The 24,250-nt window shown below is 60.2% G+C and carries 22 protein-coding genes; 21 read left to right on the top strand and 1 reads right to left on the bottom strand.

The features are described from left to right. Positions 1-4 precede the first annotated feature (4 nt). From nuoL to P0D52_RS06925, 8 genes are read left to right on the top strand one after another with little or no spacing between them, the layout of a single operon-like run. Complete coding sequence (nuoL, locus tag P0D52_RS06960; RefSeq protein ID WP_394694696.1) at positions 5-2,173, top strand: NADH-quinone oxidoreductase subunit L; 2,169 nt, start codon at positions 5-7, stop codon at positions 2,171-2,173. Beyond that, complete coding sequence (locus P0D52_RS06955) at positions 2,174-3,667, top strand: NADH-quinone oxidoreductase subunit M (protein ID WP_394694695.1); 1,494 nt, start codon at positions 2,174-2,176, stop codon at positions 3,665-3,667. It abuts the gene before it with no gap. A gap of 11 nt (positions 3,668-3,678) precedes the next feature. Then, positions 3,679-5,130, top strand: coding sequence for an NADH-quinone oxidoreductase subunit NuoN (gene nuoN, locus P0D52_RS06950; protein WP_394694694.1), 1,452 nt, complete (start codon positions 3,679-3,681; stop codon positions 5,128-5,130). Further along, a complete protein-coding gene (locus P0D52_RS06945) occupies positions 5,131-5,874 on the top strand; it encodes a biotin--[acetyl-CoA-carboxylase] ligase (protein ID WP_394694693.1) in 744 nt (247 codons plus the stop codon). A 10-nt stretch (positions 5,875-5,884) separates the two neighbouring features. Then, positions 5,885-6,664, top strand: a complete 780-nt coding sequence (locus tag P0D52_RS06940; RefSeq protein ID WP_394694692.1) for a type III pantothenate kinase — start codon at positions 5,885-5,887, stop codon at positions 6,662-6,664. Further along, complete coding sequence (locus P0D52_RS06935; protein WP_394694691.1) at positions 6,664-8,334, top strand: ribonuclease J; 1,671 nt, start codon at positions 6,664-6,666, stop codon at positions 8,332-8,334. The genes P0D52_RS06940 and P0D52_RS06935 overlap by 1 nt, the downstream gene beginning before the upstream one ends. Positions 8,335-8,345: 11 nt before the next feature. Then, a complete protein-coding gene (gene mce, locus P0D52_RS06930) occupies positions 8,346-8,762 on the top strand; it encodes a methylmalonyl-CoA epimerase (protein ID WP_394694690.1) in 417 nt (138 codons plus the stop codon). Next, positions 8,759-9,124, top strand: a complete 366-nt coding sequence (locus tag P0D52_RS06925; RefSeq protein ID WP_394694689.1) for a DUF1467 family protein — start codon at positions 8,759-8,761, stop codon at positions 9,122-9,124. The genes mce and P0D52_RS06925 overlap by 4 nt, the downstream gene beginning before the upstream one ends. Here the strand turns inward: P0D52_RS06925 and P0D52_RS06920 are convergent. Beyond that, a complete protein-coding gene (locus tag P0D52_RS06920) occupies positions 9,121-9,915 on the bottom strand; it encodes an enhanced serine sensitivity protein SseB C-terminal domain-containing protein (RefSeq protein WP_394694688.1) in 795 nt (264 codons plus the stop codon). The genes P0D52_RS06925 and P0D52_RS06920 overlap by 4 nt on opposite strands. Positions 9,916-10,057: 142 nt before the next feature. On the opposite strand from P0D52_RS06920, the gene proS reads away from it, so the two are divergent. The 13 genes from proS to P0D52_RS06855 all read left to right on the top strand — a co-directional run bounded on the left by proS (position 10,058) and on the right by P0D52_RS06855 (position 24,228). Further along, entirely contained in the window at positions 10,058-11,395 is a 1,338-nt protein-coding gene (gene proS / locus P0D52_RS06915) for a proline--tRNA ligase (protein ID WP_394694687.1), read from the top strand. Beyond that, on the top strand, positions 11,388-12,695 hold the full coding sequence (locus P0D52_RS06910) for a lipoprotein-releasing ABC transporter permease subunit (RefSeq protein WP_394694686.1): 1,308 nt from the start codon (positions 11,388-11,390) through the stop codon (positions 12,693-12,695). Before proS ends, P0D52_RS06910 begins: the two co-directional genes overlap by 8 nt. Continuing rightward, positions 12,688-13,380 (top strand): ABC transporter ATP-binding protein, encoded by a 693-nt coding sequence (locus tag P0D52_RS06905; protein ID WP_394694685.1) that lies wholly within the window; start codon positions 12,688-12,690, stop codon positions 13,378-13,380. Before P0D52_RS06910 ends, P0D52_RS06905 begins: the two co-directional genes overlap by 8 nt. A 236-nt stretch (positions 13,381-13,616) precedes the next feature. Beyond that, positions 13,617-15,806, top strand: a complete 2,190-nt coding sequence (dnaE, locus tag P0D52_RS06900) for a DNA polymerase III subunit alpha (protein WP_394694684.1) — start codon at positions 13,617-13,619, stop codon at positions 15,804-15,806. After that, positions 15,712-16,926: an OB-fold nucleic acid binding domain-containing protein gene (locus P0D52_RS06895; RefSeq protein WP_394694683.1), complete on the top strand. Its 1,215-nt coding sequence runs from the start codon at positions 15,712-15,714 to the stop codon at positions 16,924-16,926. The genes dnaE and P0D52_RS06895 overlap by 95 nt, the downstream gene beginning before the upstream one ends. Before the next feature lie 179 nt (positions 16,927-17,105). Beyond that, positions 17,106-17,978 carry a 30S ribosomal protein S2 gene (gene rpsB / locus P0D52_RS06890; protein ID WP_394694682.1) on the top strand — a complete coding sequence of 291 codons (873 nt, stop codon included), beginning with the start codon at positions 17,106-17,108 and terminating at the stop codon, positions 17,976-17,978. A gap of 40 nt (positions 17,979-18,018) precedes the next feature. Next, a complete protein-coding gene (tsf, locus tag P0D52_RS06885; protein ID WP_394694681.1) occupies positions 18,019-18,897 on the top strand; it encodes a translation elongation factor Ts in 879 nt (292 codons plus the stop codon). Positions 18,898-18,956: 59 nt separating this feature from the next. After that, the gene (gene pyrH, locus P0D52_RS06880; RefSeq protein WP_394694680.1) at positions 18,957-19,733 is read left to right on the top strand and encodes a UMP kinase; all 777 of its coding nucleotides are present in this window, start codon (positions 18,957-18,959) and stop codon (positions 19,731-19,733) included. 4 nt (positions 19,734-19,737) lie between these two features. After that, the gene (gene frr, locus P0D52_RS06875) at positions 19,738-20,298 is read left to right on the top strand and encodes a ribosome recycling factor (protein ID WP_394694679.1); all 561 of its coding nucleotides are present in this window, start codon (positions 19,738-19,740) and stop codon (positions 20,296-20,298) included. Positions 20,299-20,322: 24 nt separating this feature from the next. Continuing rightward, positions 20,323-21,051 carry an isoprenyl transferase gene (locus P0D52_RS06870; protein WP_394694678.1) on the top strand — a complete coding sequence of 243 codons (729 nt, stop codon included), beginning with the start codon at positions 20,323-20,325 and terminating at the stop codon, positions 21,049-21,051. After that, positions 21,041-21,859: a phosphatidate cytidylyltransferase gene (locus P0D52_RS06865; RefSeq protein ID WP_394694677.1), complete on the top strand. Its 819-nt coding sequence runs from the start codon at positions 21,041-21,043 to the stop codon at positions 21,857-21,859. Before P0D52_RS06870 ends, P0D52_RS06865 begins: the two co-directional genes overlap by 11 nt. After that, positions 21,856-23,034, top strand: a complete 1,179-nt coding sequence (gene dxr / locus P0D52_RS06860; protein ID WP_394694676.1) for a 1-deoxy-D-xylulose-5-phosphate reductoisomerase — start codon at positions 21,856-21,858, stop codon at positions 23,032-23,034. Before P0D52_RS06865 ends, dxr begins: the two co-directional genes overlap by 4 nt. Before the next feature lie 18 nt (positions 23,035-23,052). Further along, on the top strand, positions 23,053-24,228 hold the full coding sequence (locus tag P0D52_RS06855; protein WP_394694675.1) for a M50 family metallopeptidase: 1,176 nt from the start codon (positions 23,053-23,055) through the stop codon (positions 24,226-24,228). The last annotated feature ends 22 nt before the right edge of the window (positions 24,229-24,250 follow it).

The raw sequence follows: 24,250 nt of genomic DNA, 5'->3' as shown, positions 1-24,250 counted from the left end.
AGGCATGGCACCGATCCTCATCGTCTTCGGCCCGCTGGTCGGCGCTCTGGTCTCCGGACTCTTCCAGCGCTTCATCGGCGATCGCGCCGCTCAGGTAATCACCACCGGCCTGCTGATCCTTTCCGCCGTCCTGTCGGCCTGGGTCTTCTACGACGTCATCTTCGCCGAAAACGTCCGCACCATCCCGCTCGCTACCTGGATGAGCATTGGCGACTTCCAGGCGACCTGGTCGCTGCGCCTCGATACGCTCTCGGCGGTCATGCTGGTCGTGGTGACGAGCGTTTCTTCGCTCGTCCACGTCTATTCCTGGGGCTATATGAGCGACGACCCGCATCGGGCACGTTTCTTCAGCTATCTCTCCCTCTTCACCTTCGCCATGCTGATGCTGGTGACGGCCGACGATTTCCTCCAGCTCTTCTTCGGCTGGGAAGGCGTGGGGCTGGCCTCCTATTTGCTGATCGGCTTCTGGTACAAGAAGAAATCCGCCAACAATGCCGCCATCAAGGCGTTCGTGACCAACCGCGTGGGCGATTTCGGCCTCGCGCTCGGCATCATGGCGGTGTTTGCGATCTTCGGATCCATCAGCTTCGACAGCGTCTTCAGCGATGTGGAGGGCATGTCTGCGCTGACATGGAGCTTCCTGGGCATGGAATACAATGCGATCGAACTGGTCGCCTTCCTGCTCTTCATCGGTGCGATGGGCAAATCCGCGCAATTCTTCCTGCATGTCTGGCTGCCGGACGCGATGGAGGGCCCGACGCCGGTCTCCGCACTCATCCACGCTGCCACCATGGTGACGGCTGGCGTCTTTCTTGTCTGCCGCTGTTACCCGCTGTTTGAAGCCGCGCCCATGGCCTCGGCCTTCATGACGGTGATCGGCGCGACAACGGCGCTCTATGCGGCCACCGTCGGCCTCGTGCAGAACGACATCAAGCGCATCATCGCCTATTCGACCTGTTCACAGCTCGGCTACATGTTCTTTGCGGCAGGCCTCGGGCTCTACTCCGCGGCGATGTTCCATCTGTTCACGCACGCCTTCTTCAAGGCCCTGCTTTTCCTCGGCGCCGGATCGGTCATTCATGGCCTGCATCACGAGCAGGACATGCGGAAAATGGGCGGCACGTTCAAGGTGCTGCCCGCAACCTATCTCCTGATGATCATCGGCACGCTGGCGCTGACCGGTGTCGGTATTCCGGGCACGCCGATCGGCTTCGCCGGGTTCTACTCCAAGGACATGATCATCGAAGAAGCCTTCATGATGGGCCAGGACGGCGTCGCCTTCGGCATGTTCGCCTTCTGGATCGGCGTCATCGCGGCAGGCCTGACCAGCTTCTATTCCTGGCGTCTGATCTTCATGACCTTCCACGGCAAGTTCCGTGGTGAGAAAGAAGTCATTGATCACGCGCATGAAAGCCCGCCTGTGATGATGATCCCGCTGGTCCTGCTCGCCGTTGGCGCACTGTTTGCCGGCGTTGCCTTCAAGAACCAGTTTGTGGGCCAGAATGCGTTCACTTTCTGGGAAGATTCCCTGCCGGCCGGCCCATATGCCGAAGGCAATTACGGTGATGAATACCGCGCCTCGCTCGCCGACGAAGTCATGGCCGGCCATTCCGAACTGGAAGCAGATTCGCTGGATGCGGCAGTGGGTGAGGGCGATGCCCATGCGCCGTCGCAATCGGCAGCCGATCATGGCGCCGACGCAGCCCACGGTAACGACGCGGCTCACGCCGGAGAAGGCGATCACGGTGAAGAGGGCGAGCACCATGGCGGCCACCATCCGCCGACCTGGGTGCTCTGGACGCCGCTCTTTGTGACGGCTTTCGGCTTTGTGCTGGCCGGGTTCCTCTATGTGCGCCATGCCGGTTTCGGAGCGCAGCTGGCCGCGCGGAAAGGTCCGCTGCACAGCTTCCTCCTGAACAAGTGGTATTTCGACGAGCTTTACAATTTCGTCTTTGTTCGCGGGGCCGCCGCGCTTGGCGATTTGTTCTGGAAAGTGGGCGATCGCCGCATCATTGACGGTTTTGGTCCCAATGGCTTTGCCGCTTCGGCCATGGCCGCCGCCCGGCGCCTGTCGAAAGCCCAGTCCGGATTCCTTTATCACTACGCATTTGTCATGCTGATCGGGGTGGTGGCACTCACCATCTGGGCCATGACCGGCGCGGGAGGCGAATAGATGCTCTCTGCCGTAACCTTTGCGCCCCTGGCTGGCGCCCTCGTTATCACGCTGTTCAAGATGTTCTCGCGTGCCGAGGACTCCGCCTTCATCGAGAAGAATGCGCGCGGCGTGGCCTTGCTGACGACGCTCGTCACCTTCGCCTTGTCGATTGTGATGATGTTCCAGTTCGATCCGGAGGTCGCCGGCTTCCAGTTGGTCGAATACGTGCCATGGTTCACCGAACTCGGCATGGGCTATCGCATGGGCGTGGACGGCCTGTCCGTCCTGTTTGTCCTGCTGACCGCCTTCCTGATGCCGATCGCCATTCTGGCAAGCTGGAAGATCGAGAAGCGCGTCGCCGACTACATGATCGCTTTCCTCATCCTGGAAACGCTCATGATCGGCGTGTTCTGCGCGCTGGATCTGGTGCTGTTCTACATCTTCTTCGAAGCCGGCCTTATCCCGATGTTCCTGATCATCGGCGTATGGGGTGGCGCTCGCAGGGTCTATGCGTCGTTCAAATTCTTCCTCTACACTTTGCTTGGCTCAGTGCTGATGCTGATCGCCATGGTCTATATGTATCTGCAGGCCGGAACGACGAATATCGAGGTCTTGCTGACCACGCCGTTCGCCGCGGAAGTGCAGACCTGGTTGTGGCTGGCCTTCTTCGCCAGTTTCGCTGTGAAAATGCCCATGTGGCCTGTTCACACCTGGCTGCCGGACGCTCACGTGGAAGCGCCGACGGCGGGATCGGTCATTCTGGCCGGTGTCCTTTTGAAAATGGGCGGATATGGATTCCTGCGTTTCTCCATCCCGATGTTCCCGGATGCGACGGCCTATTTCACACCGCTTGTTTTCGTTCTGTCGGTTATTGCGATCATCTACACGTCGCTGGTGGCCTTCCGGCAGACCGATATCAAGAAGCTGATCGCCTATTCCTCTGTCGCTCACATGGGGCTGGTGACGATGGGCCTGTTCGCCATGACCGAACTGGGCGTGCAGGGGGCAATCTTCCAGATGCTATCGCACGGGGTCATCTCCGGCGCGCTCTTCCTTGCGGTCGGCGTGATCTATGACCGGATGCATACGCGCGAAATCGCCTTCTATGGCGGCCTCGTACATCGTATGCCGGTCTATGCGGCCGTGCTGGCGCTGTTCACCATGGCCAATGTCGGCCTGCCGGGCACATCCGGATTCGTTGGCGAAATCATGGCCATGATCGGTACATTCCAGGTTTCGACCTGGGCAGCCGCAGGCGCCGCGGTCGGCGTGATCCTGTCAGCGGTCTACATGCTGACGGCCTATCGCAATCTGGTGCTCGGTGACCTGACCAATCCGAAGCTGGCCGAGATCAATGACATGAATGTCCGCGAATGGGCGATCTTCATGCCGCTCATCATCGCGACTATCGTCCTCGGCTTCTTCTCGACCCTGATCACGGATGTTACCGCGGCCTCGGTAGAGCAGCTGATTTCCAATTATCAGGCGGCCCTTGCCGCCGGCGCACAGTAGGGACCGAAGCGATGAACCTTTCAACGCTCACCGCTGAATACTCACTCTTCGCTCCGGAGCTGGTTCTGGCCATCGGGGCGATGGCGCTTCTGATGCTTGGCGTTTTCGTCAAGGATCACGACAAGGCGGCCGGTTTTGTCGCGCCGTTGACGGCCGGCCTGCTGGTCGTTGCCGGACTGGTTGCTGCCTTCTTTGTGCCGTCTGAAGGCGGACAGGCCTTTGCAGGCGCCTTTGTGTTCGATCCTCTGGCCCTGTTCTCAAAGGTCGCGATCTTCGGATCGGCTGCGGTCGCATTGCTGTTTGCGGTGCCGTATCTGAAGGCCGAGCGGCTTGCCAAGTTTGAATATTTCGTCCTGATCGCGCTGGCCGCACTGGGCATGTCGATGATGGTGTCGGCGAACGATCTGATCTCCATGTATATGGGGGTCGAGCTGCAGTCGCTGGCGCTCTATGTGCTGGCCGCCTTCAACCGCGACAGCCTCCGGGCCTCGGAAGCGGGTCTCAAATATTTCGTGCTGGGCGCGCTTTCTTCCGGATTGCTCCTTTATGGCGCCTCGCTGGTTTACGGGTTTACCGGCGCGACCGGCTTCAACGAAATTGCGGTCGCTGCCGCCTCTGGCGAGGTCTCCATCGGCCTCCTCTTCGGACTGGTGTTCATCATTTGCGGTCTGGCCTTCAAGGTTTCAGCCGCGCCCTTCCACATGTGGACGCCCGACGTTTACGAGGGCTCGCCCACGCCGGTGACGGCCTTCTTTGCGACGGCCCCCAAATTTGCTGCCATCATCCTGCTGGCCCGCATCCTGATGGAACCGTTTGGCGCGATGACGGAACAATGGCAGCAGGTCATTACCGCGATTGCGATCCTGTCCATGGCCGTGGGGGCATTCGGCGCGCTCACCCAGAACAATATCAAACGCCTGATGGGCTACTCCTCCATCGGCAATATGGGCTATGCGCTTGTCGCCATTGCCGCCGGCACACAGATTGGTTTGTGGGCGCTTCTCGCTTTCATGATCCTCTATGTGATCGGCCTGATCGCGGCGTTCGGCGTGATCCTGTCCATGCGCACGAGTGAAGGCATGGTCGAGCAGGTCGAGGACCTCGCAGGCCTGGCCCAATCCCATCCGGGGCTCGCCTGGACCATGACCGGCGCCATGTTCTCCATCGGCGGTTTGCCATTCCTCGTCGGCTTCTTCGGAAAGCTGTTCATTCTCTATGCCGCGCTGCAGGCCGGTCTGGTTCTTCTGCCGATTGCTCTGGTGCTCTTTTCGGTCGTAGCGGCCTATTACTATCTGCGCATTGTGCGGGTGATGTGGTTCTCCGATCCGATCGTGAAATTCGTCGGGTCGCCCGCGACAACCGCCTGGATCACCAATATCGCCGGTATCGCAACCCTGGTGCTGATCGTCATTGTGCCTCTGCTATACCAACTCGCGCAGGGTGCCGGTTTCGGACTGCTCTAGATGACAGCATCGGGCGTCCGGATCGAATGGCTGGACGAAATTGACTCCACAAACGAGGAATCCCGCCGCCGGTTCAGGGCTGGTGAGATCGGGCCCCTCTGGATCGCCGCGCGTCGGCAAACCGCCGGTCGTGGGCGCCGCGGCCGTGCATGGGCGGACCTCAGCCGGAATCTCTATTGCTCGGGACTGTATTCGCTCAAGTGCATGCCGGGGGAGGCGGCGCAATTGTCCTTCGCCGCCGCATTGGCTGCGGCCGAAGTCTGTCAGTCGGCGCTTGCAGATCATACCCCAAAGGTGAAATGGCCGAATGATGTCCTGATCGACGGTCAAAAGGTCTGCGGCATTCTTTTGGAATCCGCCGATGCGCCCGGTCAGGTCGTGCAGCTGGTTGTCGGGATCGGCATCAATATCATGGCGGCGCCGGACATTCCCGAGCGCCCTGCGGTGAGCCTTGCCAGCCTGGGAGCATCTATCAATCCGGCCACCGCGCTTGAATTTCTGGTCGAGCGGTTTGAACACTGGCGGTCCGTTTGGGCGAGGGAAGGCTTCACGCCGATACGGGAGGCATGGCTGGCGCGCGCGCATGGTGTCGGGCAGCGTTGTCTTGTGCGTCTGGAAAACGAGACGCTGGAAGGCGTGTTCACGGACCTTGCGGCGGATGGATCGCTGAAGCTCGAGCTCGCCGGCGGCCAGTCGCGCCTTATTTCAGCGGGAGACGTATTTTTCCCTGGGGCTTTGGGCTAGACCACTCCTCATGTTTCTTGCAATCGATTGCGGCAACACCAACACGCTGTTCGCCGTGCATGACGGCGACGATTGGCGGGCGCAATGGCGCACCGCGACCCATTCCACGCGCACGGCGGATGAGTACGCTGTCTGGCTCAGCCAGATCATGGAAATGAATGGCCTGACCTTTGCCGATATCGGTGCCTGTGTCATTTCAACCGTCGTGCCGCAAGCCCTGTTCAATCTGCGTAATCTCTCGCGCCGTTATCTCGGGGCGGAGCCCCTGATCATCGGCGAGCCCAATGTCGAACTCGGCGTTCAGGTGCGCTTGCCCAAGCCGCAGGAAGCCGGCGCGGACCGCCTCGTGAACGCGCTCGGTGCCCGGTCAAAATATGAGGGTGCGCTGCTGCTCATCGATTCCGGCACGGCGACCACATTTGATGTTGTGTCCAGCGACGGTGCGTTCGAGGGCGGCATTATTGCGCCGGGCGTGAACCTGTCGATGAAAGCCCTTCACGAGGCCGCAGCGCGCCTGCCACGCATCGAAATCCGTCAACCGGAACACATCATTGGTAAGGATACGGTATCCGCCATGCAATCGGGTGTCTTCTGGGGCTATGTGGAGCTGATTGACGGCCTCGTGCGCCGCACGCGCGAGGAATATCCTGAGGAATTGACGGTCATCGCGACCGGCGGGGTTGCCTCGCTCTTTGAAGGCGCGGCCCGGTCAATTGATCATTTTGATTCCGATATGACCATTCGCGGCCTGCTCGAGGTCTGGCGTCTGAATGGCGGTGGGGCCCGATAATGGCAAACGATAACGGGCTTTACTTCCTGCCGCTCGGCGGGTCTGGCGAAATTGGCATGAACCTCAATCTCTACGGCTATGGGCCGGAAGAGAACCGCAAATGGATTATGGTCGATTGCGGCGTCACCTTCGGGGACCTGACCACGCCGGGCGTCGATATCATCATGCCGGATCCCGATTTCATCGAGGAACGCGCGCACGATCTGCTGGCCATCATTCTAACACATGCACACGAAGACCATATGGGTGCCGTCGCCCATCTGTGGGAACGCTTCCGCTGCCCGATCTACGCCACGCCGTTTACCGCATGGCTGATGGTCGACCGGTTGAAGGAAAAGGGCCTGCACAAGGAAGCCATCGTCAATGTCGTGCCGATGGGCGGACACATCAATCTGGATCCCTTCGATATCAGCTTTGTCACGCTGACCCATTCCATTCCGGAACCCAATGGCCTCGCCATCCGGACACCGGAAGGCCTGATCCTGCATACGGGTGACTGGAAGATTGATCCCGAACCCCAGATCGGGGAAGCCACCGACATCAATGCGCTGACCGCTCTTGCCGAAGAGGGCGTGCTGGCGATGGTCTGCGACAGTACAAACGTCTTCACCGAAGGGGAATCCGGGTCCGAAGCCGGTGTTCGCAAAAATCTGATCGAACTGGTTGGCGAGCTGAAAGGCCGCGTCGCGATTGCCTCCTTTGCTTCCAATGTCGCGCGCATGGAATCGGCGATCGTAGCCGCTGAAGCCAATGACCGCCGGGTCTGTCTGGCAGGCCGGTCCATGCATCGCATGGCAGCAGCGGCCAAGGCCGTCGGCATGTTGAAGAATGCCAAACCTTTCGTGGATGAGGATGACGCGGCCCACTTTCCGGCCGAGAAGATTCTCTATCTCTGTACCGGCAGCCAGGGCGAGCCCCGCGCCGCCTTGTCCCGCGTGGCTCGCGGCGATCACCGCTCCATCAATTTGACGACGGGCGATACCGTGATTTTCTCCTCGCGGGTCATTCCGGGCAATGAGGCCGGCATTTTCGAGCTGCAGAACCAGCTGGCCGAACGCGGCGTCGACATAATCACAGAGCGCGACCGGCATGTTCATGTCTCCGGCCATCCGTGCCGCGACGAGCTGCGCCAGATGTATGCCTGGGTGAAGCCGCGTATTGCCATTCCGGTCCATGGCGAGCGGCGGCATCTGGTGGAACATGCCGAATTCGCGAAATCCCTGCAGGTGCCGCACGCCCTGCCGGGCCGTAATGGTGACATGATCCGCATTACAAAGGACGGCGCCTCTGTGGTGGACGAGGTCAAATCCGGCCGCCTGTATGTCGACGGGAATCTGCTGACCGAGGCTGAAAACCCGGCCATTCGCGAGCGCCGTTCCATGGCTTATGCCGGGCATATTACCGTTGCCATGGTGATTGACGGGCAGGGCGGCTTGATCTCCGGTCCCGATGTGCGTGCTATGGGCCTTCCGGAAACCCGTGAGCGATCCGAAGAACAATGGCTGGATCTGATTGGCGAAACAGCAGAAGCCGCTTTTGACCGCATGAAGCGGCGTGATCGCTGTGATGAAGCGGAAGTCGAGGAAATGGTGCGCCGGGGTGTCCGCCGCGAACTCAACTATCTTTGGGGTAAAAAGCCCCAGGTCGATATTATGGTACTCACCGCCTGAGGAGAGATGAAATGAAAGTCGGACGTCTCAATCACATCGGAATCGCGACACCGGACATTACCGCGACACGCGACACCTATGGCGCGCTCTACGGGCTGGACAATGTGACCGACATCAAGGATTTCCCGCAATTGGGAGTGAAGGTCTGCTTTGTGAATACCGGCAATACCGAGCTTGAATTGCTGGAGCCGCTTGGTCCGGAAAGCCCGGTCAACAAATTCCTCGAAAAGAATCCGAAGGGCGGCCAGCATCACCTTTGTTTTGAAGTGGCGGACATCGTCGCGGCCCGCGATGCCATGCAGGCCAGCGGCGCGACTATTCTGGGCACCGGAGAGCCCTATATCGGCGCTCATGGTGTGCCAGTGGTGTTTGTTCACCCCAGGGATACGCATGGTGTACTGGTTGAGTTGATGCAGGAGCCCCGATGAAACCGTTGAAAATGGCCCAGATTGCGGTCGTCGCCATTGCGGCTCTGGCCTGGCTGTTTCAGTTGATCCGTCCGGGCGAGGGAATGGATTTTGTGACTGGTCTGGTCGTCTATCTCATTGTCTGGTGGATCGCGCTGTTTGCCGTCTTGCCATTCGGTATCACCGGACAGGCCGAGAGTGGCGAGATCATTGACGGCACCGAGGCCGGCGCGCCGGTTGCGGCCAATTTCAAAAGCAAGGCGTGGATCACGACCGTCACGGCCGCCATCATATGGCTGGTGCTGTTTGTGGTTCTGGAATTCCAGCTGATCTCGCTGAACGACATCCCCTTCATTCCCGACGAACACGCCTGGGACGCCTAACCGCGTACGAAAAAACCTCGCAGGCGCTGGCCCCAGCTGCGTTCATAGAAGGGCGCAATCTCGGCTGACCGGAAGTATTCATCCACCAGGCTGTCGGCTTGCCCCATCAGAACAACGTCGACCGGCAGGCCCTCCGGCGCGGTATCGGGGATCACCATCTGCATTTCGCGGATCAGCCGGTCCATATTGCCGTCGGCATCCAGAGCCACGACAAGGCTGAGCGGCTTGTCCTGGGTCTCGACCAGCATTTGCGCATAAAAGGCGCGCTTGACGGCTCCATGGCGCGCAAAAAGCCGTGTCAGTGCATCAATCAACTCAACGGGCTCATCCGCCGGCTGGCCGATCTGGACTTCGGTATCATCGTCCAGCCGGTATTCACCCGTTCCGGAAATGGGCGTGCCATCAAGAAGATGGGTAATCTCCTCTGGCGTGAATTCCTTGGCGATATCCTGACCGGGATTGAGCACCAGAAAATTGCCGCGCGTGGAGTCGAGCAATTCGCGCGTGCCAATCGACAGATAGGGCGTCTCGCCGGACACGGCTTCATTCAGCGCATCAAGCGACGTGAAGAAGGGGATGTAGGGCTGGCCATCCTCGAATTCGAAATTGGCGAGCGATATCGTATCGCCTTCGGATATCCGGAATTCGCCTTCGGGAAGGTCCGTGCTCACATCCCCGATGACGTAGATTTTGGCTTGCAACAGCGCCGCATAGAAATCAGGCCGGGCAACAGGGTCATCTGCCGCCTGCAGCATCGCCGTTTCAAGATCATTGCGCGGAAATTCGGACATTTCTTCCCCTCTGGCATGGCATGCCAGAATTTGCGCTCAAGCAACACCCGGCTACCTGCAATGACGCGCAACCGCCTTGCTCCGTCCGCCAAGCCCGGTTAAGCGTCAGAGTCGAAATTCAGACCTTTGCGGAACTCCACCCATGCGCCTTTCCCGTTATTTCATCCCCGTTCTGAAGGAAACGCCTTCGGACGCCCAGATTGTTTCCCACCGGCTGATGCTGCGCGCGGGCCTGATCCGTCAGGAGGCTGCCGGCATTTATGCCTGGCTGCCGCTGGGTCATCGCGTTTTGCGCAAGATCGAGCAGATTGTCCGCGAGGAGCAGGACCGGGCAGGGGCGGCCGAGATGCTGATGCCGACCTTGCAGCCCGCTGATTTGTGGCGCGAGAGCGGCCGCTATGACGATTATGGCCAGGAAATGTTGCGCATTGTCGACCGCCATGAGCGCGATCTGCTTTACGGTCCGACCAATGAGGAAATGATCACCGAGATCTTCCGCGCCTATTGCCGCTCCTACAAGGACGTGCCGAAGCTGCTCTATCATATCCAGTGGAAGTTCCGCGACGAGATCCGCCCGCGTTTCGGCGTGATGCGCGGCCGCGAATTCCTGATGAAGGATGCCTATTCCTTCGATCTGGACGAAGACAGCGCCCGCAAGGCCTATAACCGCATGTTCGTGGCCTATCTCAACACCTTCTCCCGTCTGGGATTGAAGGCCGTGCCGATGCGCGCCGATACCGGCCCCATTGGCGGTGATCTCTCCCATGAATTCATCATTCTGGCCGAAACCGGCGAGAGCGAGGTTTTCTGTCACGCCGACCTCGTCGAGATGGGTGCGCCGGGCCTGGACGTGGATTTCGACGGCGACCTCCAGCCGCTGGTCGATCAGCGCACCGCGCTTTATGCCGCGACCGAGGAAATGCATGACGCGGCGCGCTTCGAGGCCGACGTGCCGGCAGACAAGCGCCTCTCGGCACGCGGGATCGAAGTGGGGCATATCTTCAATTTCGGCACCAAGTATTCCGAGCCGATGAAAGCCGTGGTGGCACATCCCGATGGCAAGGAACGCCCGGTGCATATGGGCAGCTATGGCGTGGGGGTGTCGCGTCTGATGGGCGGCATTATCGAGGCCAGCCATGACGATGACGGCATTATCTGGCCGGACAGCGTGGCACCCTATGGCGTCGGCATTATCAATATGCGGGCCGATGATGACGACATCAACGCCGCGTGTGAGACGGCCTATGCCGCGCTGACCAAAGCCGGCCGGGAACCGCTGCTGGACGATACGGCGGACCGGGCAGGGACCAAGTTTGCGCGCATGGATCTGATCGGCCTGCCTTACCAATTGGTCATTGGCCCCCGGGGGCTGAAAGAGGGCAAGATAGAAGTGAAGGTGCGTCGGACCGGAGAAAAGCACGAGCTCTCTCTGGACGATGCCATCAACCGGCTTGCGGAAGGATCATTCACGAATGGCTGAGACCCGGCTGGGTGGCGCGCGGCCCTTTGCGCCGTTCGAATTTGTCATCGCCATGCGCTATCTGCGCGCCCGGCGCAAGGAGGGCGGAATCGCCCTGATCGCGATCATCTCCTTCCTCGGCATCATGCTGGGCGTGGCGGCGTTGATCATCGTGCTCTCCATCATGAATGGCTTTCGCTACGAGCTCTTGAGCCAGCTCCTGGGGGCCCAGAGCCATGTCTATGTTGATGTGCGCGGATTGACCGAGCCGGAAATTGACGAAATCCAGCGCGATCTGGAGCGCATTCCCGGTATTTTGAATGTCGGGCCGCGCTATGAAGGGCAGGCGCTGTTTACCGCCAATGGTGAAACCGTAGGCGCACAAGTCGTTGGCGTTGAACCGTCCGACATCGCCAATATCCCCCGGATTTCTTCCCCGCCCAGCGGAGAGCAACGCTATGGCCTGATTGACGGGCGTTTCGATACGTTCGGCGTGGGCAATAATGGCGGCGACAATATCCTGATCGGACGGGCACTGGCCTCGCGCATGGGCGTCGTTCCGGGTGACGAGATTACGCTGCTGGCACCGAATGGGTCATCGGGACCGTTCGGAACCGTGCCCCGGCGCAAAGCCTACACGGTGGCGGGTGTCTTCACCGTCGGCGTTCATCAATTCGATCAGGTCGTGACCTTCATGCCGCTGGAGCAGGCCCTTTTGTTCTTTGCCCAGGACGGCCCGCTGACCATCGAGGCGAGGGTGGAAGACCCGGTCGAGATCAATGACACCATGGTGCGCGTGCGTCAGGCGGTCGGCAATGGCGTATCGATCTTTGACTGGCGCGATCAAAGCCTGGCCTTCTATCAGGCGCTTCAGGTTGAACGTTTTGCCATGCGCCTGATCCTGTCGGTCGTCATCCTGATCGCGGCGCTGAATATTATCACCGGACTGATCATGCTGGTGAAGAATAAGGGACGGGACATTGCGATCCTGCGCACCATGGGCGCAACGCGCGGCTCCGTGATGCGCGTATTTCTGATCATCGGACTGATGATCGGTGCCGTCGGCGCTTTATCCGGCGCCGCGATGGGATTCCTGTTCGTTTTGAATATCGAGCATATCCAGAACTTCATTCAGCTCGTCACCGGTGTCGATCCATTCAACCCGGAAGTCTACTTCCTGACGCGCCTGCCGGCTCGGATTGATCCGGGTGAGGTGAGCTTTGCGGTCCTGTTCGGTCTGCTTTCGGCTTTGCTGGCGGCCTTCCCGCCGGCCTGGCGCGCCGCGCGTCTCGATCCGGTGGAGGCATTGCGCTATGAGTGATGCCGTGCTCTCCCTGCGCAATGTCGAGCGCACCTATCAGTCGGGCGGCGAGGATCTGAAGGTCCTGCGCGGGGTCAATCTTGATCTCAAGCCGGGCGAGATTGTCGGCCTGATCGGACCGTCAGGCTCGGGCAAATCCACTCTGCTTCACATTGCGGGTCTGCTGGAGCCACCGGATGCGGGCAGTGTCACCCTGTCCGGCGTGGATGCCGTCAATGCCAATGATGATGTCCGCACGGGTCTGCGCCGCAATTATGTGGGCTTCGTTTATCAATTCCATCATCTGCTGCCGGAATTCGATGCGCTCGAGAACGTCGCCTTGCCGCGGCTGATCCATGGCGAATTACGGCATAAGGCCATGCCGGAAGCCCGGCGCCTTTTGACCGCGCTAGGCCTCGGCGAACGGCTGACGCACCGGCCGGCAGAACTCTCCGGTGGCGAACAACAGCGTGTCGCGATTGCGCGGGCTTTCGCCAATAATCCCAAGCTGATCCTGGCCGACGAGCCCACCGGCAATCTCGATCCGAAAACCTCGGATGCCGTGTTCGAGAGCTTCCGGTCGGCGGCGCGGGACGAGGGCGTAGCGGCGCTGGTGGCCACCCACAATATCGGCCTTTCAGAACGCATGGACCGCGTGCTGACCCTCGAAAACGGCAAGCTCGTTTCCTTTCAGGTGCCTGTTTAGTCACGGCTTTTCGACGTTAACTAAAAACTTCTTGGCAATGAGAACAAAACATGAAAGAACATAACCAGAACGAACGAAACGGAGCTGGTTATGAGACGACTTCTTGCTGACGCAACTTCTGCTGCTGCCATTCTGGGCTTTGGCTGGATGATTTTGATGTGGACATCCATTCTCCTCGCCTGACCTTTTCGGGCAGGCTCTGCTAGGAGTGAGTCGGGACCGAAGGAGCAATGAGCATGAGCGACGTATCAGGAGACACCGGGCAGGGCTTTGTCCATCTCCGCAATCGCTCACCCTATTCGGTGCTTGAAGGCGCCATCCCGATCAAGAAAATGGTGGCGCTGGCCGGGGCGGGCAACATGCCCGCCATCGGTCTCACCGATACCAACAATCTTTTTGGCGCCCTCGAGTTTTCAGAAGTGCTCTCTGGGGCGGGCATTCAGCCCATTACCGGTTGCACGCTTTCGATCCGCCTCGGTGAGCCGCGTCCCGGAGATGCCGCGCGGCCGGATGGCACGATTGCGCTGCTCGTGGCGAATGAGGCCGGGTATCGCAACCTCCTCAAACTGACGAGCGCGGCCTTCCTTGAAGTTGGTCCCACCGAACCGGCGCATATCACCGCAGAAAAACTGTTTACCCATACAGAGGGCCTGATCGCGCTGACCGGCGGGCCGGACAGCGTGCTCAATCGGCTGGTCGTGGACGATCACAGGGACGAAGCCGGCAAATGGCTATTGCGATTGCAGGAGGCTTATGGCGACCGCCTCTATGTCGAGCTTCAGCGGCATGGCCGCCGCGAGGAGCTGATTGCGGAAAACTGGCTGGTGGAGCAGGCCTATGACCGCGATTTGCCACTCGTGGCGACCAATGAGTGCTTCTTCCCGGACCGGGACATGCATTCCGCGCACGATGCATTGCTATGCATTGCCGAAAGCCAGTATCTCACCGTCGAGGATCGCCGCCGGGTGACGCCGGACCATTTCTTTGCCTCCGGCGAGGAAATGCGGGCCCGGTTTTCGGATCTGCCCGAAGCCATTGCCAACACGATCGAGATTGCGCGGCGCTGTTCCTACCGGCCGCGCACCCATGATCCCATTCTGCCGAGCTTCCCGACCGAAGCCGGGCGCGATGAGCTGGAGGAATTGCGGGCGCAGGCAGAGGCCGGCCTGAAGGCGCGTCTGGACGTTGTCGATCCGGCGGCTCCGGTTGAGGACTATGAGGCGCGGCTCAAGCTGGAGCTTGAAATCATCGGCTCCATGGGGTTTCCCGGCTACTTCCTGATCGTGTCCGATTTCATCAAATGGGCCAAGAACCATGATATTCCGGTAGGGCCGGGCCGGGGGTCGGGGGCCGGCTCGCTCGTGGCCTGGGCGCTGACCATTACCGACCTTGATCCCTTGCGCTTTGGTCTGCTGTTCGAGCGGTTTCTGAACCCCGAACGCGTCTCCATGCCCGATTTCGACGTCGATTTCTGTCAGGAGCGGCGCGGCGAAGTCATCCGCTATGTGCAGGAGCATTATGGCGCCGATCACGTCGCCCAGATCATCACCTTCGGAACGCTTCAGGCCCGCGCGGTCGTGCGCGATGTCGGGCGGGTGCTGCAATTGCCGCTCGGCCTGGTCGACAAGATTGCCAAACTGGTTCCGGCCAATCCCGCAAATCCGGTAACCCTGGCCGAAGCCATCGAGATCGAACCGCGCCTGCGCGCCTTTGGCGAGGAAGAGCCGGGTGTGGATCGCCTGCTGGAAATCGCGCTGAAGCTCGAAGGGCTTTACCGCAATGCCTCCACCCACGCCGCTGGTGTCGTGATCGGCGATCGTCCCCTGGATGAGCTGGTGCCGCTCTATCGCGATCCGCGGTCCGACATTCCGGCGACCCAGTTCAACATGAAATGGGTAGAGCCGGCGGGCCTTGTGAAATTCGACTTTCTCGGCCTGAAAACCCTGACCGTGATTGCGCGCGCGCTTGGTTATATCGAAAAGGCGGGCGGCGAGATTCCCGATCTGGAAAATGCCTCCTTCGATGATCCGAAAGTCTATGAGCTTTTGTCGACGGGGGCAGGGATCGGCGTCTTCCAGATGGAATCCTCCGGCATGCGCGACACGCTCGCCAAGATGAAGCCGGACAAGATCGAGGATCTGATCGCCCTGATCTCGCTTTATCGTCCGGGGCCGATGAAGAATATCGATGTCTATGTCGACCGGAAGTTCGGCCGGGCCGAAGTCGATTATCTTCACCCGGATTTGAAGACCGTTCTGGATGAGACCTATGGCGTCATCATCTATCAGGAACAGGTGATGCAGATTGCGCAGGAATTGTCTGGTTATTCCCTTGGCGAAGCGGATCTGTTGCGCCGGGCCATGGGTCGCGGCCTATGCCGCCATCGCCTACCGGACCGGCTATCTGAAGGCCAATCACCCGGTTGAATTCCTCGCAGCTTTGATGAGCCTCGATCGCAGCAATGTCGAGAAACTGGCCGTCTTCTTTCAGGAAGCGCGCCGGATGGATACGCCCATTCTGCCGCCGGACATCAACCTGTCCGAGGCCGATTTCTCGGTGAAAGATGGCGCGGTCGTCTATGCGCTCGGCGCGGTCCGCAATGTCAGCCTGTCTGCGATGGAGGCCCTCGCAGAGGAACGCAAGGCCAACGGCCCGTTCAAGGATTTGTTTGATTTTGCCGAACGCGTGGATCCCAAGCTCCTGAACAAGCGGACGTTGGAAAATCTGGCCCGCGCCGGCGCGTTCGACAGTATCGAACCGGATCGTGCCCGCGCCTTTGCAGCGGCGGAAACCCTGTGCGCCATGGCCAACAAGGCGCAGGAGGAACGTGATACCGCTCAGGTCAGCCTCTTTGGCGGGGCCGATCCGGATGCGGGTGGGCTGGCCCGCCCGAAATTGCCGGATGTGCCGCCCTGGACGGCGACGCAGCGGCTCGACGAGGAATTGGCGGCAATTGGCTATTATCTGTCCGGTCACCCGCTGGATGATCAGGCCGACATGCTCGCCCGCCGCGGCGTGGTCTTCGTGGCCGATGCGCCCGACAGTGTTGCCGATGGCGCGTCTGCGATTCGCATGGCCGGCGTGGTCCGCCGGCGTCAGGAGCGGGTCTCGCAACGCACCGGCAAACGCTTTGCCTGGCTGACGCTTTCCGATCCGTCGGGCGAATTCGAGGTTCTGGTCAATCCGGACATGTTGCAATCATCGCGCGACGCGCTGGAAGTCGGTGCATCCGTCATGATCAGTGCCAGTATTGACGACAAGGAAGAGCAATTGCGCTTTTTTGCCGACAGTATCGAAGCGCTTGAGGATGCGCCCGCTGCCGCAGGCTTGAAGGTCCGCCTCAATGTCGACGCGCTGGAAAGCGTGAAAGCCCGCCTGGATCGCGCGGCTGACAGCGCCAAGGGCGAGGGGGTGATCCACCTTATTCTCTCGGTTTCCGATGGCAGTGAGGCGGAATTGCGCTTGCCGGGCCGGGTGCCGACCACGCCTCCGGTTCAGGCCGCGCTGCGCGGGGTCAAGGGCGTGGAAAGCGTCGAGCTGATCTAGCACGCATCATCTGCCCTGCCGGGCTTGCGCCACGCGCCTTTCCCGCCTATATGCGCGCCTGATCACGCACACGGGACTTCGGCTGAACCGAGTTGGGGACGTCGCTCCGGTGTTGCGATTGGCAAGGTGCTGATCGTGACTCCGTTCCGTGGAGGCCAACCGGAAAAGGAAAATGATCAATGGCACTGCCTGAATTCTCCATGCGTCAATTGCTTGAAGCTGGCGCACACTTTGGACACCAGACCCACCGCTGGAACCCGAAGATGAAAGATTACATCTTCGGCGAACGCGCCAACATCCACATCATCGACCTGTCGCAGACCGTTCCGCTGCTGCACCAGGCGCTGGTTCAGGTCCGCGACGTTGCGGCCAAAGGCGGCCGGATCCTGTTTGTCGGTACCAAGCGTCAGGCGTCTGAAATCATTGCGCAGAACGCTCAGCGTTGCGCGCAATACTACATGAATAATCGCTGGCTTGGCGGCACGCTGACCAACTGGGCAACGATTTCCAATTCAATCGCACGTCTCCGCGAACTGGAAGGTCTTCTGGATGATGAGCAGGCATCGGCCGGCTTTACCAAGAAAGAGCTTCTGAATCTGACGCGCGAGCGCGACAAGCTGGAATTGTCGCTCGGCGGCATCAAGGAAATGGGTGGCACGCCGGACCTGATGTTCGTGGTCGACACGAACAAGGAAGCGATCGCCATTCTGGAAGCCAAGAAACTCGGCATTCCGGTGATCGGTATCGTCGACAGCAATTGCGACCCGGACCCGATCGATTTCCCGATCCCGGCCAATGATGACGCGGCCCGTGCCATCACGCTCTATTGCGAGCTGATTGCCGATGCAGCGCTCGATGGCATGACGCAGGGTCAGTCCAATCTGGGTGTGGACCTTGGCGCAGCGGAAAATCCGATTGTCGAACCGGTTCTGACGGAAACGGCGGACGAAGCCGCGGCTCCGGAAGCCGAGGCCACTCCGGCAGCTGAAACTGTCGCGGAAACGTCAGACGAATCCGCTACCGAAGCAAAAGAAGAAAAGACCGAAGGCTGATCCCGGCTTTCACGTCGAACGAAAATCAGGAGCATTATCGATGGCTATTACAGCAGCCCTCGTCAAGGAACTGCGCGACATGACGGGCGCAGGCATGATGGATGCCAAGAAGGCATTGACGGAAAATGACGGCGACATGGACGCCGCAGTCGACTGGCTGCGCACCAAGGGCCTGTCCAAAGCCGCCAAGAAAGCCGATCGTGTTGCGGCCGAAGGTCTGGTCAGCATCGCGGTGGTCGGTGGCAAGGGCGTCGCCGTGGAAGTCAATTCCGAAACCGACTTCGTGGCCAAGAATGCCGACTTCCAGGCCATGGTGAAGGATATCACCTCCGTCGCCATGGATGCAGCCGACGTCGAGGCGCTGAAAGCGGCTTCGGTCAATGGCAAGCCGGTTGCGGACATGATCACCGACCGCGTTGCCAAGATTGGCGAGAATATGTCGGTGCGCCGCATGGCCAAAATCGAAGGCGAAAGCGTTGCAGCCTATGTGCACAACGCGGCTGCGGACGGTATGGGCAAGATCGGTGTTCTGGTTGCTCTGAAGGGCTCGAACGACGAGTTCGGCCGTCAGGTTGCCATGCACATTGCCGCCATCAATCCGGCATCGCTGTCGGAAGCCGATCTGGATCAGGCCCTGGTCGAGAAGGAACGCAGTGTTCTGACCGAACAGGCTCGTGAAAGCGGCAAGCCGGAAAACGTCATCGAGAAGATGATTGACGGCCGCATGAAGAAATACTTCTCCGAAGTGACGCTGCTTAACCAGTCCTTCGTCATCAACCCGGACCTGACGGTCGGAGCGGCGGCCAAAGAGGCCGGCGTCGAAATCCTCGGCTTCATCCGTATGGAAGTCGGCGAGGGGGTCGAAAAGAAGACCGAAGACTTCGCCGCAGAAGTCGCTGCCACTGCCAAGGGCGGCTAGTATGAACAAACAGCGCCGGAGCCTTACCGCTCCGGCGCTTTTCTTTTAGGCTGCACACCATGACTGATTCTGCCGGAGATCCCGCCCCACAGGGCACTCACACGCTCTATAAACGCGTGCTGCTGAAGATTTCCGGTGAGGCCCTGATGGGCGAGCAGCAATACGGCATAGATCTCAACGTCGCTGAACGCGTTGCCCGCGAAGTGTCGGACGCCGTCAATAGCGGCGTGCAAGTCTGCCTGGTGATTGGCGGTGGAAACATTTTCCGCGGATTGTCTGTCGCTGCAAAGGGCATGGACCGCGCTGCTGCGGACTATATGGGCATGCTGGCAACTGTGATGAATGCGCTGGCGATGCAGAATTCGCTCGAACGCGTCGGCGTGCCGACCCGCGTCCAGTCCGCTATCCCGATGACCTCGATTGCCGAGCCCTATATCCGCCGCCGCGCGATCCGGCATATGGAAAAGGGCCGGGTGGTCATTTTTGCTGCGGGCACGGGCAATCCGTTCTTTACAACCGACACCGCTGCCGCCTTGCGCGCTGCCGAGATGGGCTGCGAAGCGCTGTTCAAGGGCACGCAGGTGGATGGTGTCTATTCCGATGATCCGCGCAAGAATCCGGACGCCAAACGCTATGACAGCCTTGATTATCTCGAAGTGCTGTCACGCGATCTGAAAGTCATGGACGCCGCAGCCGTCACATTGATGCGCGAGAATGCCGTGCCGATCGTGGTATTCAACATTCACAAGCCGGGCGAGTTTGCGCGTGTGCTGCGGGGCGAGGGCACCTGCACCACGATTGGCGAACCGCGCACGGCCCGATCACAACAGGGGTAGTGCCATGAGTTCCAGCATTGATATGAAAGACTTGGGCCGCCGGATGGACGGGGCGATTGACGCCCTGCACAAGGAGTTTGGCAGCCTGCGTACCGGGCGCGCCTCGGCCAGCCTTCTGGATACGGTGAAAGTTGAGGCCTATGGCTCACCCACGCCGATCAATCAGGTCGCGACCGTCTCCGTTCCGGAGCCGCGCATGATCTCCGTACAGGTCTGGGACAAGTCCATGGTGTCGGCTGTCGACAAGGCGATCCGCAATGCGCCGCTGGGCGTCAATCCGGTCGTCGAGGGCACGCTTCTGCGGATCCCGATTCCTCCGCTCAATGAGGAACGCCGCGCCGAACTGGCCAAGGCCGCCAGCAATTATGCCGAGCATGCCCGTGTGGCCATCCGCAATGTCCGCCGGGACGGCATGGATACGCTCAAGAAGATGGAAAAAGACAACGAGATCAGCGAGGACGAACTGAAAAGCCAGTCTGACAACGTCCAGAAACTGACAGATGATTATGTCGCCAAGGTGGACTCGGAGCTGAAATCCAAGCAGGACGAGATCATGCAGGTTTAGGCCTGTCCGTCTTGGGAGGTGTCCATGAGCAGTAGCGAGGAGAGGTGCCGCGAGGTTCGGCATGTCGCTATCATCATGGACGGCAACGGGCGATGGGCGCAGCAGCGCAACCGTCCCCGGGCTTTTGGACACAACAAGGGCGTGGAGGCGGTCCGCGAGGCGGTTCGCGCAGCCGGAAATCTTGGCGTCAAATATCTGACATTATTTGGCTTCTCGACCGAGAACTGGCGCCGTCCAAGCGACGAAGTCGATGCCCTGTTCGAATTGATGAAGCGTTTCGTCGACGCCGACCTGGAAAAGCTTCACAAGGAAGGCGTGAATATCCGGATCGCAGGGCGCCGCGAGGGGCTGGCGGAGGATTTGCTGGCCATCATTGATCGCGCGGAAGCCCGAACCGCCGACAACGACCGCTGCTTTCTGACGATTGCCTTCAATTATGGCGGCCGGGATGAGATTGTTCGCGCCGCCCGCCGGCTGGCCCGCGACGTGAAGAGCGGTGCCATCAATCCGGATGCGGTCGATGAAAATGCGTTTGCGGCCTTTCTCGACACGGCGGGCATGCCGGACCCGGACCTGCTGATCCGCACAAGCGGCGAACATCGCACCAGCAATTTTCTGATCTGGCAGGCCGCTTATGCCGAACTCGTCTTTCTGGATGTGCTCTGGCCCGACTTTTCCGCGGAACATTTCAAGGCGGCTCTGGATGAATATGCCTCGCGCCAGAGGCGGTTCGGAGGCGTGAATGCCGCCTGACATCAAAGCGGTGCGCCAGCGCGACCCGGCGCTGGTCACACGCATTGTTTCCGCCCTGATCCTGATTCCGGTCTCTCTATTCCTGTTGTGGAATGGCGGTCTGGCCTTCACGGCCTATTGCGCGGCTTTTGCCGCGGCCATGGCCTGGGAATGGATGCGCATGGCGGACCGGGAAGCGCCGACGCGCAGCTTTGCCATCGCGTCGGCGGCGGCATCTGGTGCGGTTCTGTTTGCAGCCGATGGCGAGTTCTTCTGGATGCTGGCCTGGCCTCTCGCGGGTGCGATCGGCATCAGTTTCACCGGCGATATGCCGTTATCCCGCCGCTGGCGCGGTGGATTTGGTGTGCTCTATGTCGCGCTCGCCGTTTCCGCTCTGGCATCCTTGCGGTCGCTGAATGGCTTTAATGCCGCCGCCTTCATCCTGCTCATTGTCTGGGCGGCCGACAGCACCGCCTATTTCGCGGGAACATGGCTGCGGGGCCCCAAGCTGTGGCCGCGTGCCAGCCCGAACAAGACCTGGGCCGGATTTATCGCGGGCATTGCAGGCGGCACTGCGGCCTCCTGGGGATTTGCCGTGTGGCAGACCGAGCCTCTGACCGATACGCTGATTGCCGGCATCCTGTTATCATTCGCTGCCGTTGCCGGCGATCTTGCCATGTCATTGTTCAAGCGCCTGTTCGGCGTGAAGGATACAGGGGAGATTATTCCCGGGCATGGCGGCGTCCTCGACCGCGTTGATGCCTTGATGGCGGCCTGCATTGCCGCGCTTGCCATTGCCTCGCTGAATGTGTTGGAAGGCCCGTTATGAGCCGCCGAATTTCCATTCTGGGCGCCACGGGATCGGTGGGTACTGCCACGCTGGACCTGGTCTCGCGAGCCGAGCCCGGCACTTTCCAGCTTGTCGCGTTGACGGCGCATTCCAACGTCGCGGCATTGGCCGAGCTGGCTCGGACCTATCTGCCCGAAATTGCCGTCATCGGCGATGCCGGGCTTGCAAATGCGCTGGAAGACGCTCTGGCAGGAACCGGCATTGCAACCGCTGCGGGGCCCGAAGCGCTGGTCGATGCCGCGGCCCGTCCGGTCGACTATACCATGGCCGCCATTGTCGGATCAGCGGGTTTGCGGCCGGCTGCAGCCGCGCTTCAGAACGGGTCGATCCTCGCTTTAGCCAACAAGGAATGCCTGGTCTGCGCCGGCGATTATTTCATGGACCTAGCACAGCAGCGCGGCGCGCGCATCCTGCCGGTCGACAGCGAGCACAATGCCATCTTTCAGGCGATCTATCCGGGGCATGACAAACATATCCGCCGCATCATTCTGACCGCATCCGGCGGACCCTTCCGCGACTGGCCGGTCGAGAGGATGAAGGGCGTTTCGCGAGCCGATGCGCTGGCCCATCCGGTCTGGAGCATGGGCGACAAGATTTCCATTGATTCCGCGACGCTGATGAATAAGGGGCTGGAAGTCATCGAAGCCTGCCGTCTGTTCGGCTTGCCGTCTGAACAGGTCGATATCGTGGTCCACCGTCAGTCGGTGATCCACGGGCTGGTCGAATACATCGACGGCAGCGTGCTGGCGCAATTGGGCAGTCCTGACATGCGCATCCCTATCGCCTCGACGCTGGCCTGGCCCGAGCGGATGGAAACTCCGGCCGAACCGCTGGATCTTGCGGCTCTGTCGCAGCTGGATTTTGAAGCGCCGGATGATACGCGTTTTCCGGCGCTGCGGATTGCGCGTGACGCGCTACTGGCGGGAGAGGGCGCGACCTCTGGCCTGAACGCTGCGAACGAAGTCGCGGTGGGTGCGTTCCTGGCGGATCAGATCGGCTTTCTTGACATCCCTGACCTTGTTGCAGACTGTCTGGAAGAAATGGACCGGAATGCAATGCTTCCCAAACGGTTTTCTGGCATAGAAGATGCTTTGGAGGTGGACCGTCTGGCGCGGGACATCGTCGCCCGCCGGATGACCGGCATTCCTGCCTGATTTTTCACGAGGCTTCATTTGCTCGATATTCTCACATACGGCCTGCTCACCTTCTTTACATTCGTAACGGTGATTTCGATCGTCGTGGTGATACACGAGCTCGGCCATTATTATGCGGGCCGCATGTGCGGGGTGCATGCCGAGGTCTTTTCCTTCGGGTTTGGACCGACGCTCTTCGCCGTCAAGGACCGGCGAGGCACCATCTGGCGGATCGCGGGGCTGCCACTGGGTGGCTATGTCCGCTTCATGGGTGATGCGGGTGCGGCCAGTGAGCCCGACAGTGCCAAACTGGCTGAAATGGGCGCAAAGCTTGGGCCCGATGCCGACCGTTGCTTTCATTTCAAACCGGTCTGGCAACGCGCCTTTATCGTGGTCGCGGGCCCGTTGGCGAACTTCATCCTCGCAATCGCGATTTTCACTGTCATAGCGGCGGCCATTGGCGAGCGGGGGTATCAGCCCATTGTCGGCAATGTGGCCGAAGAGTCGCCAGCGGCGGAAGCCGGATTTCAAACTGGTGACCGGGTCCTCGCCATTGCCGGGCAGGATATCGAAAGGTTTTCTGATATTCGCATGGCCCTGATGTGGCGTCCCGGCGAAGTCGTGACCTTTGATATTGACCGCAGTGGACGGCAGATTCAGCTCACCGCAGCGCCGGAATTGCGCAGGCTGCCGGATGGTTTTGGCGGGTATCGGGAAGTCGCGGTCGTGGGCTTCACCCCGTCCGGCGAAATCTATCAGCGCGCTTACAATCCGGTGGAGGCCGTCGGAGCCGGGATCCGCCGCGTTGCCGGGGTTGTTTCAACGACAGGGCAGTATGTCTGGCGCATTGTGACCGGCCGCGCACCGGCCAACATGCTGAATGGACCGTTGGGAATCGTCACCGTTTCCGGGCAGATCGCAAACGGAACCGTCGATAATGCGCCCGATGCCGGCACCGCAGTCGGCGGACTTGCATTAAATCTCATTCAGCTTGCGGGTTTTTTCAGTATTGGACTGGGTTTAGTCAACTTGCTGCCGATTCCCATACTCGACGGCGGGCATCTTGTGTATTACGCCTACGAGGCGGTTGCGGGACGTCCGCTCAGCGAGAAGGCTCAAGCTATCGGCTTCAGGGTCGGGCTTTTCCTTGTGCTGGGTATGATGTTAGTGGCAACCTGGAACGATTTGGTTTATCTGGGCGGATTAGGTTCCTGATCCGCAAACAAGAACGGCGGCC

It is taken from the genome of Hyphobacterium sp. (assembly GCF_043584775.1).
Taxonomy (GTDB): Bacteria; Pseudomonadota; Alphaproteobacteria; order Caulobacterales; family Maricaulaceae; genus Hyphobacterium.
Note: the sequence above shows the minus strand (reverse complement) of the source record. Positions and strands in the feature narration are given on the sequence as shown.